This is a genomic window from Paenibacillus xinjiangensis (assembly GCF_059686975.1).
On the sequence record NZ_JCAALS010000001.1, the window covers coordinates 103,889 to 122,151 of the forward strand.

Annotated in this window: 15 protein-coding genes, 1 pseudogene and 1 riboswitch; of the genes and pseudogenes, 11 read left to right on the forward strand and 5 right to left on the reverse strand. The window is 49.5% G+C overall.

Translation table 11 applies throughout. The features are described from left to right. The first annotated feature begins 349 nt into the window (after positions 1-349). From AC6ESP_RS00495 to AC6ESP_RS00520, 6 genes are all read left to right on the forward strand, one after another. Positions 350-808 carry a chemotaxis protein CheX gene (locus AC6ESP_RS00495; protein WP_497094711.1) on the forward strand — a complete coding sequence of 153 codons (459 nt, stop codon included), beginning with the start codon at positions 350-352 and terminating at the stop codon, positions 806-808. A 137-nt stretch (positions 809-945) separates the two neighbouring features. Beyond that, positions 946-1,719 carry an SDR family NAD(P)-dependent oxidoreductase gene (locus AC6ESP_RS00500; protein WP_497094712.1) on the forward strand — a complete coding sequence of 258 codons (774 nt, stop codon included), beginning with the start codon at positions 946-948 and terminating at the stop codon, positions 1,717-1,719. A 24-nt stretch (positions 1,720-1,743) separates the two neighbouring features. Further along, positions 1,744-3,222, forward strand: a complete 1,479-nt coding sequence (locus tag AC6ESP_RS00505; RefSeq protein WP_497094713.1) for a DEAD/DEAH box helicase — start codon at positions 1,744-1,746, stop codon at positions 3,220-3,222. A 123-nt stretch (positions 3,223-3,345) separates the two neighbouring features. Beyond that, a complete protein-coding gene (locus AC6ESP_RS00510; RefSeq protein WP_497094714.1) occupies positions 3,346-4,575 on the forward strand; it encodes an S-layer homology domain-containing protein in 1,230 nt (409 codons plus the stop codon). A gap of 315 nt (positions 4,576-4,890) precedes the next feature. Next, positions 4,891-5,646, forward strand: coding sequence for an ABC transporter ATP-binding protein (locus tag AC6ESP_RS00515; RefSeq protein ID WP_497094991.1), 756 nt, complete (start codon positions 4,891-4,893; stop codon positions 5,644-5,646). Next, the gene (locus AC6ESP_RS00520; RefSeq protein WP_497094715.1) at positions 5,643-6,896 is read left to right on the forward strand and encodes an ABC transporter permease; all 1,254 of its coding nucleotides are present in this window, start codon (positions 5,643-5,645) and stop codon (positions 6,894-6,896) included. The genes AC6ESP_RS00515 and AC6ESP_RS00520 overlap by 4 nt, the downstream gene beginning before the upstream one ends. Positions 6,897-6,904: 8 nt before the next feature. Here the strand turns inward: AC6ESP_RS00520 and AC6ESP_RS00525 are convergent. Together AC6ESP_RS00525 and AC6ESP_RS00530 are read right to left on the reverse strand one after the other, a co-directional pair. Further along, a pseudogene (locus AC6ESP_RS00525) lies at positions 6,905-7,132 on the reverse strand (AEC family transporter); the annotation flags it as partial. A gap of 311 nt (positions 7,133-7,443) precedes the next feature. After that, on the reverse strand, positions 7,444-8,742 hold the full coding sequence (locus AC6ESP_RS00530) for an aminotransferase class I/II-fold pyridoxal phosphate-dependent enzyme (RefSeq protein ID WP_497094992.1): 1,299 nt from the start codon (positions 8,740-8,742) through the stop codon (positions 7,444-7,446). A gap of 258 nt (positions 8,743-9,000) precedes the next feature. Between AC6ESP_RS00530 and AC6ESP_RS00535 the strand changes: the two genes are divergently transcribed. Then, positions 9,001-9,786 carry a helix-turn-helix domain-containing protein gene (locus AC6ESP_RS00535; RefSeq protein WP_497094716.1) on the forward strand — a complete coding sequence of 262 codons (786 nt, stop codon included), beginning with the start codon at positions 9,001-9,003 and terminating at the stop codon, positions 9,784-9,786. 68 nt (positions 9,787-9,854) lie between these two features. Here AC6ESP_RS00535 and AC6ESP_RS00540 read toward each other — a convergent pair whose 3' ends face one another. Further along, on the reverse strand, positions 9,855-10,481 hold the full coding sequence (locus AC6ESP_RS00540; RefSeq protein WP_497094717.1) for a pyridoxamine 5'-phosphate oxidase family protein: 627 nt from the start codon (positions 10,479-10,481) through the stop codon (positions 9,855-9,857). A 124-nt stretch (positions 10,482-10,605) separates the two neighbouring features. On the opposite strand from AC6ESP_RS00540, the gene pdxR reads away from it, so the two are divergent. Then, positions 10,606-12,078 carry a MocR-like pyridoxine biosynthesis transcription factor PdxR gene (gene pdxR, locus AC6ESP_RS00545; RefSeq protein WP_497094718.1) on the forward strand — a complete coding sequence of 491 codons (1,473 nt, stop codon included), beginning with the start codon at positions 10,606-10,608 and terminating at the stop codon, positions 12,076-12,078. Between the two features lie 539 nt (positions 12,079-12,617). On the opposite strand, the gene asd is transcribed toward pdxR, so the two are convergent. Beyond that, a complete protein-coding gene (asd, locus tag AC6ESP_RS00550; protein ID WP_497094719.1) occupies positions 12,618-13,403 on the reverse strand; it encodes an archaetidylserine decarboxylase in 786 nt (261 codons plus the stop codon). A gap of 102 nt (positions 13,404-13,505) precedes the next feature. Beyond that, positions 13,506-14,288 carry a TspO-related membrane protein gene (locus tag AC6ESP_RS00555; RefSeq protein ID WP_497094720.1) on the reverse strand — a complete coding sequence of 261 codons (783 nt, stop codon included), beginning with the start codon at positions 14,286-14,288 and terminating at the stop codon, positions 13,506-13,508. 119 nt (positions 14,289-14,407) lie between these two features. Between AC6ESP_RS00555 and AC6ESP_RS00560 the strand changes: the two genes are divergently transcribed. The 3 genes from AC6ESP_RS00560 (at position 14,408) to thiC (ending at position 18,151) form a co-directional block, all read left to right on the forward strand. Then, positions 14,408-14,689 (forward strand): transposase, encoded by a 282-nt coding sequence (locus AC6ESP_RS00560; protein WP_497094721.1) that lies wholly within the window; start codon positions 14,408-14,410, stop codon positions 14,687-14,689. Between the two features lie 81 nt (positions 14,690-14,770). After that, the gene (locus tag AC6ESP_RS00565; RefSeq protein ID WP_497094722.1) at positions 14,771-15,928 is read left to right on the forward strand and encodes a glycosyltransferase family 4 protein; all 1,158 of its coding nucleotides are present in this window, start codon (positions 14,771-14,773) and stop codon (positions 15,926-15,928) included. Between the two features lie 47 nt (positions 15,929-15,975). Further along, a riboswitch (TPP riboswitch) is annotated at positions 15,976-16,082 on the forward strand. 308 nt (positions 16,083-16,390) lie between these two features. Further along, positions 16,391-18,151, forward strand: a complete 1,761-nt coding sequence (gene thiC / locus AC6ESP_RS00570) for a phosphomethylpyrimidine synthase ThiC (protein ID WP_497094723.1) — start codon at positions 16,391-16,393, stop codon at positions 18,149-18,151. Positions 18,152-18,263: the final 112 nt, after the last annotated feature.

The following is an 18,263-nucleotide window of genomic DNA, read 5'->3' on the forward strand; positions in this document are numbered from 1 at the left end:
ACTTGAATAATAGCAGTACAGGATGCTATTCCTGTCCTGCTATTTTCTATTGTTAAGCTTTTGGGCAAGTAAGCCCTTGCGCGCCTTGACCATTCCAGATGCATCAATCGTGATGAGTGAAGTGCTCGTGGACATGGTGTTCCTCCTCATGACTGGGATGGGCACGGCTTTCCAATAGAAATTACAGATTTCTCTTAATTATGACAAAGTTACCCGCAAAATAATGACTAAATACTTAGGTCTATAGAATCAATATTTACTTTAGTAGTATACTTGTCCTACATAATTAAGTATAATAATAGCAATACATGACCACGCGAATTTTGTCGAAAAGGAGCGTTTCCTCTATATGAAGGCAGAATATATTAATCCGTTTCTTGAATCTGCAAAACTCGTTATAGAACAGGTGATCCAAATTCGGCCTTCCACAGGAGAGCTGAGCCTGAAGGATATCAAATTCGTTGAAAACTATATTTGGATTCAAATTGGATTAAACGGTCAAATGAACGGAGACATTGTGTTCGGGTTAAGTGAAGAGGTCGCCATGAAGATGGTATCGGCCATGATGGGCGGCTTCACAATTTCCGAGATGGATGATCTTAGTCGTAGTGCAATATCCGAGCTTGGTAATATGATTAGCGGTAATGCCAGCACATTGCTGTTCAATCAGGGCGTGAAGGTTGATATTACACCTCCAAAGGTTATTCATTCGGCGAGCTCAGCGGGATTTGACACTAAGCAAGCACTGACAATTCCATTGATTATGGAAGGTATCGGTGAGCTGGACATTCAAGTATTAGTAGCATAGTCATACAGAGTAGCTTAAGGCAGTGGCTCCCTCGGGAGCTTTTTTTTTGCTTAAAAAGGCTCGATCAAGTAAACTTGAAGCATAAAGCTTAATGATGCGGCAATTGCCGTCTACGCTTATCCTAAGGGTGATATTCGATGTTGAAGGACCAAGTTGTGCTCATATCTGGAGCATCTAGTGGAATCGGTGCCATGACTGCACAAATGCTGGCTAAGCATGGAGCAATTCCAATATTGACAGGGCGTAATGCGGCTAAGCTTCGCGAGAACGCGGCAGCGATTGCTCCGGATTGTCCCGTGTACCAAATGGATGTAACGAATATGCAGGAGGTTCAGCAGACCGTCGATTCCATCGTGGATAAATTCGGAAAAATTGATATTGTACTTAATAATGCGGGATTCGGCAAGTTCGAATATTTCGTGGATGCACCGGTAGAGAGCTTCGAGCAAATGATGGACACGAATTACATGGGCGTCGTTCGCTGTACGAAAGCGGTTCTTCCCTATATGCTGAAGCGAGGTTCCGGACATATTATTAATATAGCCTCTATGGCTGGCAAGATCGGTTCGTCGAAGTCGACTGGATATTCAGCTTCCAAGCATGCGGTGCTCGGATTTACCAATTCGCTCAGAATGGAGCTGAAGGGTACAGGCATAGTTGTGTCAGCGGTTAATCCAGGACCGATTGCGACTGAGTTTTTTGCAATAGCTGATCCATCCGGCTCTTACGTTAAAAATATTAGTTGGTTTATGATGAAGCCAGAATATGTGGCCAAGTGGATTATACGTGTTATGCAGCAGCGCAAGGCTGAGGTGGATTTGCCGAAGACGGCTGCAGCTGGCATTAAGCTGTACCAGCTGTTCCCGAGATGGATTGATCGAATATTTGGCAGGGTGTTAAATCGAAAATAGTGGTTGGAATAGAGAGGACAGATTATGAGTAAGCAAACATGGAATGACCTAGGAATTAATCAGGCGCTAAGCGAGAAGCTTGCGTCTAGTGGAATTATGGAGCCAACAACGATCCAAGCAGAAGCGATGCCTATCCTTCTCCAAGGACATGATGTCTCAGCAAGATCCCAGACAGGCACAGGCAAGACCCTTGCCTATTTATTGCCAATGCTGCAGCAGATGAATGCTTCGTCAGGCTCTCTGCAGGGCATTATTCTTGCTCCAACGCAGGAGCTTGCGATGCAAATTGTTAGAGTCGCGGAATCGTATGCGGAGCCGCTTAATCTTCGCGTGCAGCAATTGATTGGCGGAGCTGCACTGAAGAGGCAGGTCGAGAAGCTGAAGCTGCGTCCGCAGCTTGCAATCGGGACACCAGGACGGATTCATGAGCTGCTGAAGCTGCGCAAGCTGAAGCTGCATGATGTTAAGTTCGTCATTATTGATGAAGCTGATCAGGTATTCGAGCTGGGCTCTACTCGCGAAGTGGAGACTATTCTCCATTCGATGAATAAAGAACGCCAGATCGCCTTCTTCTCAGCTACTTATCCCGATCAGATGGCAAGGTTCGAAGGACGTTGGATGAAAGACCCTGTTCGGATTCAGATTGCTCCCCAGCAGCGTGTATCTGAGACGATCGATAACTATTATCTGGTGAGCGACAAACGGGATAAGACCGCTACTGCAAGACGTCTTATTAGACTGCTGAATCCGAAGTCTGCGCTGCTGTTCCTGAACACGACTGAGAATATCGCGAACTGGGAATCGAAGCTGAGCTACGAGGGTTTCACGGTTGAAGCATTGTACGGGGATGCGGATAAGCAGCGTCGTGCTGCGACACTGGCACGGTTCCGTGACGGTCGTTGTCAGCTGCTGCTGGCTACTGACGTGGCGGCAAGGGGACTGGATATTGAAGGTCTGCCTCTCGTTATTAACCTTGACCCTCCGATTGATGCTGACCATTATGTCCATCGTGCGGGCAGAACGGGACGTATGGGACGTCCGGGAACAGTGGTGTCTATCGTTACACCGCAAGAGCATTTCATAATGGACAAGTTCCGTAAGCAGCTCGGTATCTCATTCCCAGAGAAGGCAATGTTCAAGGGCAAGCTGGTCTCGCCTGATGAGGTGCCTAAGCATAATGCGCCGTTCAAGCGTGAGGAGCGTGGAGACAAGCCTGTCTTAGGTCGTGAAGCAAGAGAAGCCCGCCCAGAATCTGAAGCGAGAGAGCGCCGCACCTTCACTCCTCGTCCGCGGGCTGAAGCTGGTGCTGCTGCTCGGGATGCCGTGCAGGCGACTGTCTCTTCTGTTGAGAAGCAACCAAGAGAAATAAGCCCGGCAGCCAAGCCAACCGCGAAGAAGCCTGCTGTTACGGCTAAGGCTAAGCAGGAGCGGAAGCGCGAGAAGAAGGATAAAGGCGCACCGAAATGGCTGAAGGCCAAACGTGAGAGCAAAGAGACCGAATAAATTCATGTAATAAATAAATTATAGAGCCACCCTCCCAAAACGACGAACCCTCTCCGAAAGGTATAGGCGAAGGTACAAGCGGCAATGATCCGCGATAATCGTTAATAAGGGAGAGTGGCTTTTATGACGAAACAAGCAATTTGGAAAAAGACGGCAATGTCTTCACTTGCATTATTGATGCTGACTGGCGGAGCAGCTTCGGCATTCGCAAATGGAAGCAATCAAGGGAATAATAGTGGCAATAAAGATAAAGATCACAAGCAAGAGAGCGGTAAAAACGATAAAGACAAAGATAAAAAAGAAACCAAGGTAACATGGAAATTCGAAGATGAAGATGATTTGAAATGGGCTACAGAGCACATCATGCGTCTGGCATCGAAGGGCGTATTCACTGGCTATGAGGACGGTACGTTCAAGCCGAATCAGAAAATATCCCGTATCGAAACGCTGGTAGCTGCTGTTCGACTAATGGGACTTCGCGAGGAAGCTGAATCAACAGAGGAGCTAGGTACAGAGCTTAATTTCCGTGATAGCAGCTTGATCGAGAAGAAATATCCATGGGCAGTCGGATATGTGGCTGTAGCTGTCGAGAATGATCTGTTCGCAGAGACCGAGACAGAAGTGAAGCCGCAGGCTAATGCAACAAGATTGTGGGCTGCGACTATCCTTATTAAAGCGCTTAAACTGGAAGATGAAGCGAAAGCTTTGAACAATACAAAGCTGGACTTCAAGGATGCCAAGAATATTCCTGCAGGCTCTGTTGGATATGTTGCTCTGGCGTTGGAGAAGGGCATTATTACCGGCTACAATGACAGCACGTTCCGTCCTAACCAGCCGGTATCAAGAGCTGAGCTTGCGGCACTGCTTGATCGTACGGATGAAGAGCTGCCGGATCATGACGCTCAAGCGATTACAGGGACACTGAAGGGTGCCGTATCTGGCAATAAACTGACATTGGTCAAAGCCGATAAAACGGAAGTATCGCTTGATCTTGATGCCAACGTATTCATATTCCGCGATGATAAGAAATCGGCTGTCAGCGCACTCAAGGCTGGAGATGAGGTACTTGTCCGCACCTATCAGAACCGTATCGTCTTCATCGAAGTAACGAAGAACGCACCGGAATCAACGGTCTTCGTGGAAACTGGAAATATTAGTACAGTAACGCTTAATTCACAAGGCAAGCTATCCACAATTGCCATTACGAAGGTTGTGAATGGCCAGACTTATACGATCATATATAATGTCTCAGCTGACGTGCAAATTAGCGGTGATGCTTCACTGATCAAGAAAGACCAGCTTGTACAGCTGCAAGGCGATAACGGTACGGTGAAAGCAATCACCATTAAATAAATAGGCTAATTCGCAGTAATGCAGAAATGGCATTGTTAGGGGGACATCCCCCCGGCAATGCCATTCTTTTTTTGTCACGGAGTGTTAGACGCTAGCGGAGCAGACGAATGATTCTGTAGAAGCGTAAGTGTGCGCCTTTGTTTCCGGATGACAGCCTTGGCTGATCGTTCAAGTCATTCGGAAACAACAGCGATCGAAAGAACATTCGTCTGCGCAGCTCTATGTATAACAACGGAGCCCATTTTTTTGAAATTTGTCTGGGTTTTCGGTATGCTTGTAGAAGAGAACTCTATCTATCGTATTGAAGGTGAAGGAATGGATGAAATAATACTGCGAGTTGATGGTTTAACAGGCGGATATAGTCCGAGACGTCCTGTGCTTCATGATGTCACATTCGAGGTGCGGGCTGGCGAGATGGTCGGATTAATTGGCCTGAACGGCGCGGGGAAGAGTACGACGATCAAGCATGTGCTTGGTCTAATGAAGCCGCAGCAGGGTGATATTAAGGTGAGCGGAGTCACGCTTGAGGAGAATGTAGAACGTTATCGCTCTGCATTCGCTTATGTGCCAGAGTCTCCGGTACTGTTCGATGAGCTCACAGTTGAGGAGCATCTGCATTTAACGGGAATGGCTTACAGCGTAGCCGAGAAATCTTTTGATCAGAGGAAGGAACAGCTGCTGGATGAGTTCCAGATGACGCCGAAACGCGGAGCATTTGCCTCCCATTTGTCTAAGGGGATGAAGCAGAAGGTGATGATTATGAACGCACTGCTGTCGGAGCCTCCATTGTACATTATTGACGAGCCGTTTCTTGGGCTTGATCCGCTAGGTATCCGATCACTGCTCGACAGGCTAGTTGAGGTGAAGCAGAAGGGATCGGCAATCCTAATGAGCTCGCACATACTGGCAACTGTCGAAGCCTATTGCGATCGTTATATTGTCATGCATCAAGGAAAGATAGCTGCTCAAGGTACATTGGAGGAGGTCTGCGATGCAGCAGGTGTGGAGGCACGCGCAGGAGCTCTGGAGGATGCTTTCTATAAGCTGGTTACCGGAGGCACCAATCTATGACGGCGGATAATCGATCGCTTGAGGCAGTGTGGCTGAAGAGAGCGAAGGAATTCCGCAAGGAGATCGTACCGTATCTCGGTTATATGGGGCAAAGCGGCTTTCCGTTATTTGTATCGCTTATCGTTATTTCCACGACGCTTGGTTATTTCAAGCTGATAAAAGATCTGCCTCCTGCGTTCCCCATTACATGGGTGGGAGTGCTTATCATGCTTCCAGTTCTGTGCTGGGCGCCTCTTCGAACATGGCTGGCTGCCGCGGATATTGTGTTCCACATGCCTCGTGAGTCAGAGATGGCAGCTTATCTGCGCAGATCCTTCCGCCGCAGCATTAAGCTGACTGCAGTATTATGCGCATTCGTCTTACTGGTATATTGGCCAATCTACAAGCAAGGACCAGGTCTGGCAAGTGGATGGATGTTAATTGTATTCGCAGTGGCTCTGCGCGCGGCGAATACATGGGGAGCATGGCGGGAGCGGCAGCTCGCATGGCCGAATGTGCGACTTATGCTCAGGCTGCTTCGCTATACAGCAACGGGTGCTGCATGGGCGGCTGTGCTTCTTCGTGAGCCTTGGCAGGCAGCGGCTTTTATTCTGTTAATCTGTGTGTTATTCATATTGCTGTACCGTATTCCTAGTAAGCATCCGCTGCCATGGGAGAGGTTGATTGAGGAGGAGTCAAGGACGAGACGAAGCTATTATTCGTTTTTTGGCCTATTTATCGATGTGCCCACTATGCCATCCAAGGCTGCCTCTCGTCCCTATCTAGCCTGGCTGCTGAAGCTTATTCCATTCCGCTTCTCGAACACGTATGTCTACCTCTATACGGGATCACTGCTTCGAACAGAAATAGGCGGCATCATTATTCGCCTGCTGCTGCTGAGCGCACTAATCGTCTATTGGTTCGCAGAAGCAGCCTGGTTGTCTGGATGGGGAGCTGCTGTATCGTATATTGCTGCGATCTTAATCGTATCTGCGCAGTTAAGCGGCTTGCGCCACACGCATCGTTATTCCGTATGGCGCCATGTGTATCCACTGCCGGATTCGCAAAGAACGGACAGCCTTATTAAGGTGGACAGATGGGCGCTCCTTATTATCTCCGTGTTGATCTGGCTGCCGGCAGGAATGCTGCTGATCTGGCAGGGCTTGCTTATGTCTGCTTTTGTCGCTCTGCTGGCTGCATTCGTCTATATTTGGTTCATTCGCGCTGGGCGAATGAAGCGAAGTCTGCAGTCCGATGCAGATGAGGAATAATCAGCTTCTCAGGCTGGCTGAACGATAACGATAAGGATGGGCAGCAGCACGAAGGAAATAAGTGTTGTCCATAATATGCAGCGGGATACCAGCTTCGGTGATGCTTGGAATTGCTCTGCCATAATGACGGCATTAACCGCTGTTGGCATAGAAGCTAAGATGAGCAGAACGGCGAACAAGGTCCCCTGTACTTGCAGAAGCCACAAGATGAGCGCTGCAAGTACAGGGGATAATAAGTCGAGAGTGGCTTTGTATCCAGCTTTCTCCAGCGCTGTAGAGTGACTCCTCCGAGGACAGGCAATGCAATCGGGATGAATACTTTATAGATGATGAACCAAAAAGAGAGTAGCATAGACTCTGACCCTTCCACAGCTTAATTAATCTAACTGTAGCTGTGCGATCCGCAGACGTCCAAGACCCTTTGCCTATAAGCTCATAAGCATCGGCTATATGAAGGAGCTTGGCAGAGAGTTGATTGCAGCAAAAAAGAAGCAGTTAGCGGAACCAACAAGGGTTCAACTAACTGCTTCTGCGGTTGTAGTAGATATTAGCGGCCTGCTAGCTCGTTCACCGCTTTATAGATGGTATCGAACAATTCCTCAATATCTTGCTCTTCGATGCAAGAGAAAGCAACACGCAGGTCGGTCTCGCCAAGAGCGATTGTACCGATGCCGTATTCATCGAGCAGACGAGTGCGGACAGCTTCTGCCGATACACCAGAGAGCTTAAGGCACATGAAGTACCCGGAATTGAACGGATAGTAATTCAGAACATCGCCGTAACGGCCGCTATCGAGCAAGGACTTGACTCGGTTGGCACGGGATTTCATAATATTGTATTTTTGAGCTTTCTGTTGTTCGAATTCTGGCGATTGAAGAGCATGCAGCACGAACGTCTGCGACGGATGTGGTCCACTTGAGATGGTAGCCCGAATAATACCCATCGTTTTTTGCTCTAGAGCGGTAAGTACTTTATCGGAAGAAGCTGCATACGTAATAAAACCAACGCGGAAGCCCCATACATATTCTTCTTTTGTTGCACCGTCGACTTTGATAGCAAGGACACGCGGGTGGATATTCGACAGCTTGCCGAATAACGACTCATGTACCGAGTCTTCGAAGAAGAGGCCAAAGTATGCATCATCGGTTACTGCCACAACATTAATACCGGCTTCAGCGGCATCACGGATAGCAGCGACGATTGCATCGCCTTCTTGCGGCCCTGGCGTGTAGCCAGTCGGGTTGTTCGGGAAGTTCAGAACGACAATTGCTTTGCCTTTGTCTTGCTGTGCGAACAAAGCTTCACGTAAGCCTTCGCTATTGAATTGGTTCTGATCATTATACAGCGGGTACTCTACGATCTCTGCGCCACGGCGAATACCGAAGGTAAGCTCATAGTTTTCCCAGTTTTTGTCCGGAATAATGACCGCGTCACCAACATCTGCAAATAAATCTGCAACGATGCTGAGTCCGTGTGTCAGGGCGTTCGTCACGATGGGATTGCTGAAGCTTTTACCTTCAATTGAAGGGTTTTCTTTCACCATCTTAAGGCGCCATGCGGAACGAAGCTCCGGCTTACCTGCTGGCGGTGCATATTCATATAGATCCTTCGGGTTGTAAGAGGTCAACGTGTCTTGAATCACTTTCAAATGCATCGGTTGTCCGTTTTCTATTGCAATGCCGATTGTAGCGTTAAATTTCTTTGCCTTAGCCTTAGCCTCTGCAGACTGGCTTAGAATGCCTTCCTTCGGAAAATAAATCTCTTTTCCTAGAGTGGACAACATGGCGTATACGTTAGAATGGTCTGCTTCCAACGTATCATTCAACTGCTGAGCAAGTGGGTTCATGAACTTCATTCCCATCCTTCCGAAAAGTTAATACAATTGTTCTTGTCGGGTGCTATTATAACATTTTTTATTCACAGCAAACCATTCCAATTTCAAACTTTTTCGTAATTTGCAATTAAAGCCTCAGAAGCTTGCATAGAAGTTTCGGGCTGTTGTATGATGACGGATAGGCTAATTAAGCTTGTTACCACGAGTCATTCCTTGCTTTTATACACTTTAATAGGATTGTTCAGCGAGCACTTAATCAAGGAGGTTCTTATGCTGCATTTATCTCCGGATTCCTATGTTATACTGCCGCCTATCGCTAAGATTGTTTGCGAGCCGGGCTGGAAGTGGCTGCGGCGGGAGAAGCCGATGGCGAATTATGATTTATTTTATGTATGGAGCGGCGAAGGTGAAGTCGAAGTGAACGGCAACCATTACGCAGTCGGCAAAGGGAGCTGTTTCTTGTTCCGGCCTGGTGACCATACGAGTGCTACCCATAATCCGCAAAAGCCGCTTGTGCTCACTTATATTCACTTCGATACGAAGGAAAAGCCGGATCACGTACCGGAAACCTATCGTGAATTGAATGATACGGTCGATTTCGAATATATGCTCTCACGGTATGTTCGTCTCTTCTTAGTCCAGACCTATGCCGCTGAGGAAGAGGCACAGCTGGTGCTCAAGCAGCTCATGATCCATCTCCTGCGTGAGGATAGGCAGACGCCTGTAGAGAAGAAGGCGAGCAATCAATTGACTGAGGCTATTCATGAGATAGCCAACTATGTGCGCCAAAATCCAGGTATTGCCCACCGGGTGGAGGATTTAGCGCAAAGAGCGCAGCTGTCACCACGATATTTTTCGATGAAATTCAAGGAAATGATCGGGATGTCGGTGCAGACATACATGATCCGAACTCGCATCGACCGTGCTCAGCATTTGCTGATGCATGCAGGCATGAATGTTACCGAAGTTGCGGATGCGCTTGGGTACCGCGATATTTTCTTTTTCAGCAGGCAGTTCAAGCAGTATACAGGACGCAGTCCATCGGAAATAAGATAAGAGCCCTTAAGATTCACCGACTAAGCTGCATCGGTGAGCCTGAGGGCTCTTATTTGTAGATGCAATCATTAGTCCGATTGAGCTTGATGATGGGGACAATACTTGCGCATTAGCTCGATCGTCTCAGCATCATACTCGAGACCTCGCTTGCCCAGCTCTTCTATGAAATGCTCTCGTTTGTCTTCGTTGAGGTTCTGTCCGAACTTGAACTTTCCTGTGATAGACGTGGGATCAATTCGCACGACAGCGACACCCTTGACCCGGCCTCGATATTCGGCAGAAGCTGCTTCTATCGGCTTATGCCCTCCTTCTGGCTGCAGCTTGATCATCATCGCTTGCAGAGCCTCCGCTTTCTCCGATAGATCCTCGACGATAGAGGCGTTACCTGTAATGAGAACGGATTTGAAATATGACGTAGCTGGACATGCCAGCTCAGGATCGGTGAAGTAAGAGGGAATGACGGCGAATTCCTTGGCAACGGAAAATGAAACTCTCGGATCAGCGGAGAGGCTTGTCATCTTCTGTCCAATCCGGCTGCCGTGGAAATAGATGGCCCCATTCATATACACGTAGTTCAGAGGTGTAACGGCCGGTGAACCATCCTCGAGGACGGTGGCAAGGAAGCCGAAGCTCATCTCTTGTAGGAACTGCTCGGTCTCCTCCATGTGTTCTACTTGGAATTCTTGTCTGCGCATGGCGGGCAACTCCTTATTCTTTTATATGGGATAGCTTAACTGGAATATTGACATCTAGAAAGATCCAATTTAGCCTAGTATTTATAGACCAATTCTAATTTGAAAGACTGGGGGGAATGTTAAGGTGGAGGGGCGGACGCGATTGGCATATGAACGTTATTATGCGGACACCGGTAGAAAGGCCGAAGCGTTATTCGCAGCATTGAGGGAACAGATTGTGGAAGGTGTGCTAGTGGATGGAGACCGGCTTCCGTCAACCCGCAAGCTAGCGGAGCAGTACAGCATGTCTCGCGGTGCGGTCAATCAGGCTTATGATATGCTGTACGCGGAGGGCTTCGTGCGCTCTGATACGGGAAGCGGAACGTTCGTTGCCTACCGTCTGCCGGACTTCGGTTTGCAGCAGTCTACAGCGCCACATGCTCAGCTAACGTTGTCCGCATGGGCGGAGAGGCTGACGGCTATTCCTGAGCGAACAGCCGATGCGAATAAACCGATAGCAGGCATCTCCTTTACAATTGGACAGGCGGATAAGCAGTCTTTTCCTCTGGATGAGTGGAAGACGGTGATGTTCGAGCAGGTGCGTGAGATGTTGGAACGGCATCGAGAGGACAGCTTCAAGACGGAAGGGCATCAGCCGCTGAGGGAAGCGATCATGCATGAGCTGCGCAGGGATAGAGGCATTATTGCGGATCAAGATGATATTCTCATTACGAGCGGTTCTATGTATGCGATAGGACTGCTGACGATGCTGCTGATTAATCCCGGCGATCATGTCGTGCTGGAGAATCCGTCTTATGACGGTATCCGCCGAGCGGTTGGTGCGGCAGGTGGAGTAGTAATAGAAGGCACAGTCGATGACGATGGCATTGTGCCGCAGGATTGGGCATCGAAGCTCTTATTCGTGACACCGAGCAGACAGTTCCCGACGGGCGTTCAGCTGTCGGCAGAGCGGAAGACGGAGCTGCTGGAATGGGCTTCAAGAAAAGGGGCTGTCATCGTTGAGGATGACTACGATAGTGAGTTCCGCTGGGGGGGCCGTCCGTCAGAGCCATTGAAGGCACTCGACCGGGAGGGGCGGGTAGTCTATATCGGCTCATTCTCCAAGACGATGTACAGCGATCTGAGACTTGGTTATGCCATCGTCCCGCAATCCCTGCGAGAGCCGCTGCGCAGAGCGAAGTTCATGCTGGAGCCGCATCCTAGCAGCATTGCGGAGCAGAGGGCGTTGGCCGCCTTCATGGCAGGAGGGCATTATTCTCGGCACATGAGGAGGCAGCGCCGGATTTATGGGCGACGCTTGCTGCACTTTCGCGAAGAAACCGAGCGTTGTCTTGGTGGCATGTTCAAGTTCACGCGGTCAGATGCAGGCTTGCACCAATATGCAATATGGCAGGGTGATCCTGCTGATTACGAGCTGCTGCGGCAGTCTTGCCGCTCTGCGGGGGTCAGCTGGAGCAGCGGGGATGCTTACTGGCTGGAGCCTGCTGAGGCTGCGAGAGCGACAGCCTTATTCGGATTCGCTCATCTTAGCGAAGCAGCCATTACGGAAGGTATCCAGCGTATCGGAGCATGCTGGCAGGCACTGAAGCCGCTGTAGACACGCTGGAAAAGATGAAAGGGCGCCTGAGCCCGTGTTATGGATTAAATTAGCGAAAATGGCTTCGCTACTGGTGAACCTGCTTTCGCTAAATGCGCCGAGCTCACTCTCCATGAGGGTAATAGAGCAGCTAATTTCGTTGTTGGTGAACGAGCTTTCGTTAATAAGGTACAACGTTACTCTAATACGCTCGTGTCCCCGCCAAGCTGATGAATTAGCGAAAATGGCTTCGCTACTGGCGAGCCTGCTTTCGCTAAATGCGCCGAGCTCACCCTCCACGAGGGTAATAGAGCAGCTAACTTCGTTACTCGTGAACGTGCTTTCGCTAATAAGGTACAACGTTACTCTAATACGCTCGTGACCCCGCCAAGCTGATGAATTAGCGAAAATGGCTTCGCTACTGGCGAACCTGCTTTCGCTAAATGCGCCATAAGGGTGCTGCGCAAGATGCCCAGCCCAATCAATATTAGCCAACAAAAAAAAGTGGTGAAGCATACAAGAGGAACTCTTGCTTGCTTCACCACTTCACACTTTGTCGCTTAACTCTTCAGCTTGCCTAAATGCTCGCCCATCTTCACGCGGAGACCGACCTTCAAATCATCGCGAGGAATGAATGTATCGTCCTCCGTGAGCAGTACGACCGTAGAGCCGAATTCGAAATAAGCCAATTCGCCGCCCCTTGAGGTAGCCTCCGCGATAGGCTCTACATAACGGATGCTGCTTACGTTCATCGCCCCGACTTTTACGACGGCAGTCTCACCGCCACTATGCCTTATGTAGGTAATAAGACGTTCATTCCGGCTAAGCACTCGTCGCATCAGACGAAGGCCGACATCGTTGACAGGGTAGACTTTGCCAAGTACATGCTCACGCTCAACAATACGTCCTTCTACTGGCGCATGAATGCGATGATAATCAGTGGGGCTCAAATAAAGGACCATATAATAGCCTTCACGGTAGTTCTCCATGCGGGGAGAGCCGTTGAGCAGCTCTTCGATCGTATAGTCCTGTCCTTTGACATTAACAATTGTACCTGCTTGGATAGCGCCTGCCCCAGTAATTAACGCATCGACTGGGCTTACGAGCACTCCTGGCTCAGCATGGACGGGTCTAGATCCTGGCTTCAAACGCCGTGTGAAAAATTCATTCAACGTGCTGTATTGGTTAAGGGGCTTCTCCGCCTCCTCGACCTTAATGCCGTACATGCTAGCAAAGCGTCCAATGAAGCCTCGGCTTGCTCTGGACTGTGCCAAGCGACCGGTTATTCTTGAAATCCATTTGCGTGAGCTTAGTTCCGTCATGGCACGAAGTAACCAGCTTGTCATGCTCGTACCGTCACGTCCTTTCCTGCTTGTAGATAGTCATTCAACCTTCGAACAGTGTGACATATCCTGCTCTACAAAGCAATAGAAAAAGGAAGGCAGCAACTAGCGAATAATGGGCCGTTGCGTGTAGGACAGAAGCTTCTTAGCTGCGATGAATACGAGGAATGCACTTAGAATGCAAGCATAGATTATGGCGGTATTCATCACGGCGGGATAAGCCTGCTGCTTCACGGCAATAGCTATGAATGCCCAGATGAACACCAGAACCAACGCTGGGTCACGATAGTGCGAACCGACAGCTATGGCTAGCAGCATGGCGACGGTGAGCATAATAACGGTCCAGGTCGTGTCGGAGAGGCCGAAGCCATCCCATTGTGCTGCATAGAGAGCAGTCGCAATATTGACGATCGTTGCTACACTAATCCATCCGAGATACAAGCTGAAGGGCAGCTGTGCGAATAGGCGTTCACCCGCAGATATTTCAGAAGCAGAGCCTCCCGGTGTTTTTATACGGGAATAAATGATCATAATAGTTAGCAGCAAAGCTAGCATAACGAAGACGCTGCTGTACACTTTCTCGTAATGCCATACGACAATCCAAGCTGAATTAAGCAGGCTGCTAATGAAGAAGAAGGGCCCGATAGCGTTAATAGAGCTATTCTTGCTGCCGCTTGGGGTAAAGGAATAGATGACGAATCCAATAAGCAGGGCATAAATAACCGACCAAATAGAGAAAGCATAGCCTGCAGGTGTAATCATTACAGGGTACTGTGCAGACAACTCTCCCGTTGTTCGGCCTCCAAGCGGAAGCCACTCTGCAAGGCCGTTGATCACGAGGACGAGAAGTAGTCCAAGGGCATTCATGAAGCGATATACACGGTTCATAACCGTTCACCTCTTTCTTCATAGTCTTTGAATAACGCTTATGGCTACATATTCACCATGTCCTTATTTTATTAAACGTTAGGTCAGACCATACTCTTGTACGAGGTGAAAATTTCAGGATGATGATGATCATTGGAATCGTGATTGCAGTAGCAGCAGTCCTAATCGGATGGATAGGCTATAGGAGTCCCCGAATCATGAAGCTGATGGATGGAATAGCTGTTGTAGCCTTGTTTCTTGTTATCACGATCAGTGCCGCAGGAATATTCCAGATCATAGCAGATGATACGGTATTCATGACCGAGATTCATGCCTTGTTCCTTGACCCTGTATTTCTGGCAGGAGCAGCCTACATTTCTGTATATACGCTGGCAAGAATGGGTCTGAATAGCGTCAGGTAATCCGCGCGGTACCTATAGCAAGTGAGCAGCTAGAAACGTATGCTAACTTCAAAAAGGTATAGTGGGAGGCGTCCGCATCAAATGGCACCTGCGAAAGTAGCGTTCATTACGCCGGGATCATTCCCCATTCCATCTTCGAAGAGCAGCTCTGTAGAGAGAGTAGTCGAGAAGTTCGTTCCTCTTCTGAAGCCGAATGTGGAGCCCCGCATCTATGGGAGAACCGCGCGGTATTTGCCCCGTAAGAACTTGGTGAACGGAGTAGTCTGTGAACGGTTCCGCGCGGCGAATAAAGCCAATTATATCGCATCCATTGGTAGAGCGATGCGCAGCTTCGCGCCCAATTGCATTCAGATCGAGAATCGACCGCATTACGTACTGACCGTCAAACGGAAATACCCCACTGCTCGAGTCTGGTTGAATCTGCATTCGTCGACCTTTCTCAGACCAAGTCATATTTCGACTTCCAAGCTGCGCCGCTGTCTGCTCGCTGCAGACCGAATCATCGTGAACAGCGAATTTCTAAGACATATCGTAGCTGCGAGGGTTCCCGAGGCGTCCTCCAGACTTCGCGTTGTTTACCCTGGCGTAGAGACACATCGCTTCCCTTCCCAATTCACGGAGGAGGGAGCAGCCAAACGGAGCGCAGAACGTGAGCGCAAGGGCTTGAACGGGAGAAAAGTCGTTATTTTTATCGGCAGGCTTATTCCATTGAAGGGTGTGCATCATCTGCTCAGAATCGTCCCGAGGCTCGCTCGTATCCATCCCGATCTGCTTGTGGTTATCGTGGGAAGCCCCTTCTACGGCTCACATCGCTCAACGGCTTATTCCCGTAAGCTGCTGCAGCTAGGTAAAAAATGTCCAAGGAATGTGAAGTTCGTTCCTTATGTTCCTTATTCGGAGGTCCCTAACTGGTTCGCAGCTGCGGATATGGCGGTCGTGCCCTCTGGACAACGCGAAGCATTCGGGCTCGTGAATGTAGAGGCGATGGCATGCGGCTTGCCTGTCATTGCGACCAATGCAGGTGGGATGAAGGAAATTATTAGAGATGGTGAAACCGGGTTCTTAATCGATCATAGACGGATTGAGAGTCAGCTGGAGGAGAAGCTGCTCCTGCTGCTGAAGGATAAGCATCTGCGGCATTATATGGGACAGAAGAGTCGAGAGCGCGTCGAGCAGCATTTCTCATGGGAGCATACGGCAGACAGATGGCTGAGGGTGCTTCGGGAGAGCGGATTGTAGAGGGGGAATTTGACAATATAGCGATGGGGAAGCTATATTCATACTAGGAAATCCACTAGGGGCGCCTCCATGGGCTGAGATAAAGCTTAATTGCTTTGGTCCCTTTGAACCTGATCTGGGTTATGCCAGCGTAGGAAAGTGGAATCGTGCCCGCCTGCGCGTATGCCTGTACTCTTGCATTTATAGGGGGAGTATGGCCAATATTCGCTTCGTTCGCACTATTCAACCGCTCCTTCGCCGGAGCGGTTTTTTTATTAGTCTGCGGTTTAATGCGTACTGCAGCTGGAAGCCCTCTGAGCGAAGTGCAATGAGAATGCTCTCCCCTGTTCATTCTCTCTGCCGTTCATAGGGCTGCAGATGAGTAATGACAGGCGAGCACTTCTATTCGCGGAGCTTTTCTATGCTTACGCTGCTGCATACCTCCTAGTGGATTCTTACTATTCCATTAGGAGGTTTTTATTCATGTCCATCTTAACAACCCCATTGCCAGGAAGCCGCAAAGTCTATGTGAGAGGTGCAAGAGAGGATATTCAAGTGCCCATGCGTGAGATTGCACTAGAGCCGAGCCAAGGAAGAGATGGCCGTGTGGAGCTGAATGAGCCGATTCATGTGTATGACGCTAGCGGTCCATATACGGATAGTGCCTACGAGGCCAATGTAAGGCTTGGACTGCCGAAGCTTCGGAAGGGCTGGGTTGAAGAGCGCGGGGATGTCGAGGCTTATGACGGACGCACAGTCAAGCCGGAGGATAACGGATTCCTCTCCGCGGAAAAAGCACAGGAGCGGGGTGCTGAGCTGTTCCCGAACGTCGATCGTCCCCTTCGAGCGCTGGAGGGTGCGAATGTGACGCAGCTCCATTATGCCCGCCAAGGCATCCTTACCCCCGAGATGGAGTATATCGCTGTGCGTGAAGGGATGGATGCACAATTTATCCGCTCTGAGGTAGCAGCAGGCCGTGCGATTATACCATGTAATATTAATCATCCGGAGAGTGAGCCGATGATTATCGGCCGTCATTTTCACGTGAAGATCAATGCGAATATTGGCAATTCGGCAGTAGCTTCATCCATTGAGGAGGAAGTGGAAAAAATGACATGGGCAACGCGTTGGGGAGCCGACACGATCATGGATCTGTCCACAGGCAAGAACATTCATACGACGCGTGAATGGATCGTCCGCAATTCGCCTGTTCCCGTCGGCACCGTCCCCATCTATCAGGCGCTTGAGAAGGTAAATGGCAAGGCTGAGGATCTGAGCTGGGAAGTATTCCGCGACACGCTGATCGAGCAGGCGGAGCAGGGGGTTGATTATTTTACGATTCATGCAGGCGTGCTCCTGCGATATATACCTCTGACTGCTAGAAGGGTGACAGGCATCGTATCCAGAGGGGGCTCGATTATGGCAGCCTGGTGCCTTGCACATCATAAGGAAAACTTCCTGTATACGCATTTCGAAGAAATCTGTCTCACTATGAAAGCCTATGATGTATCCTTCTCACTTGGTGACGGACTGCGTCCAGGCTCAATAGCTGATGCGAATGATGAGGCGCAATTCGCCGAGCTGGACACGCTTGGTGAACTGACGAGGATCGCTTGGAAGCATGATGTTCAGGTTATGATTGAAGGTCCAGGACATGTACCGATGCACTTGATAAAAGAAAACATGGATCGTCAGCTCGCCGTGTGCGACGAGGCTCCATTCTACACGCTTGGTCCGCTGACAACGGATATTGCACCCGGCTATGATCATATTACATCAGCAATCGGAGCCGCAATGATCGGATGGTTCGGAACGGCAATGCTCTGTTATGTGACGCCGAAGGAGCATCTAGGACTGCCTAATAAGGAGGATGTGAAGGAAGGGGTTATTACGTACAAAATTGCTGCCCATGCTGCGGACCTTGCCAAGGGCCATCCACGTGCAAGATTACGTGATGATGCGCTATCCAAGGCCCGGTTCGAATTCCGCTGGCGAGATCAATTCCATTTGTCACTCGATCCAGAGCGGGCTATGTCTTATCATGACGAGACCCTGCCTGCCGACGCAGCGAAATCTGCCCACTTCTGCTCGATGTGCGGACCTAAATTTTGCAGCATGCGAATTACGCAGGATATTCGCGAGTATGCGGCTAAGAACGGGATGGACACAGCGGAGGCTATTGAAGCGGGGATGCAGGAAAAGGCCGATGCGTTCAAAGCATCTGGCAGCTCTATCTATGCATAAAGATGCGTGAGCATTAACAGCCGATAGGGCTGGCGTGAGAGCTGTCCACAGTCCAGCTGCGATTGCGGACAGCTCTTTTTAAGGATGCTTGCCATCGGTTAGAAGAATAGAT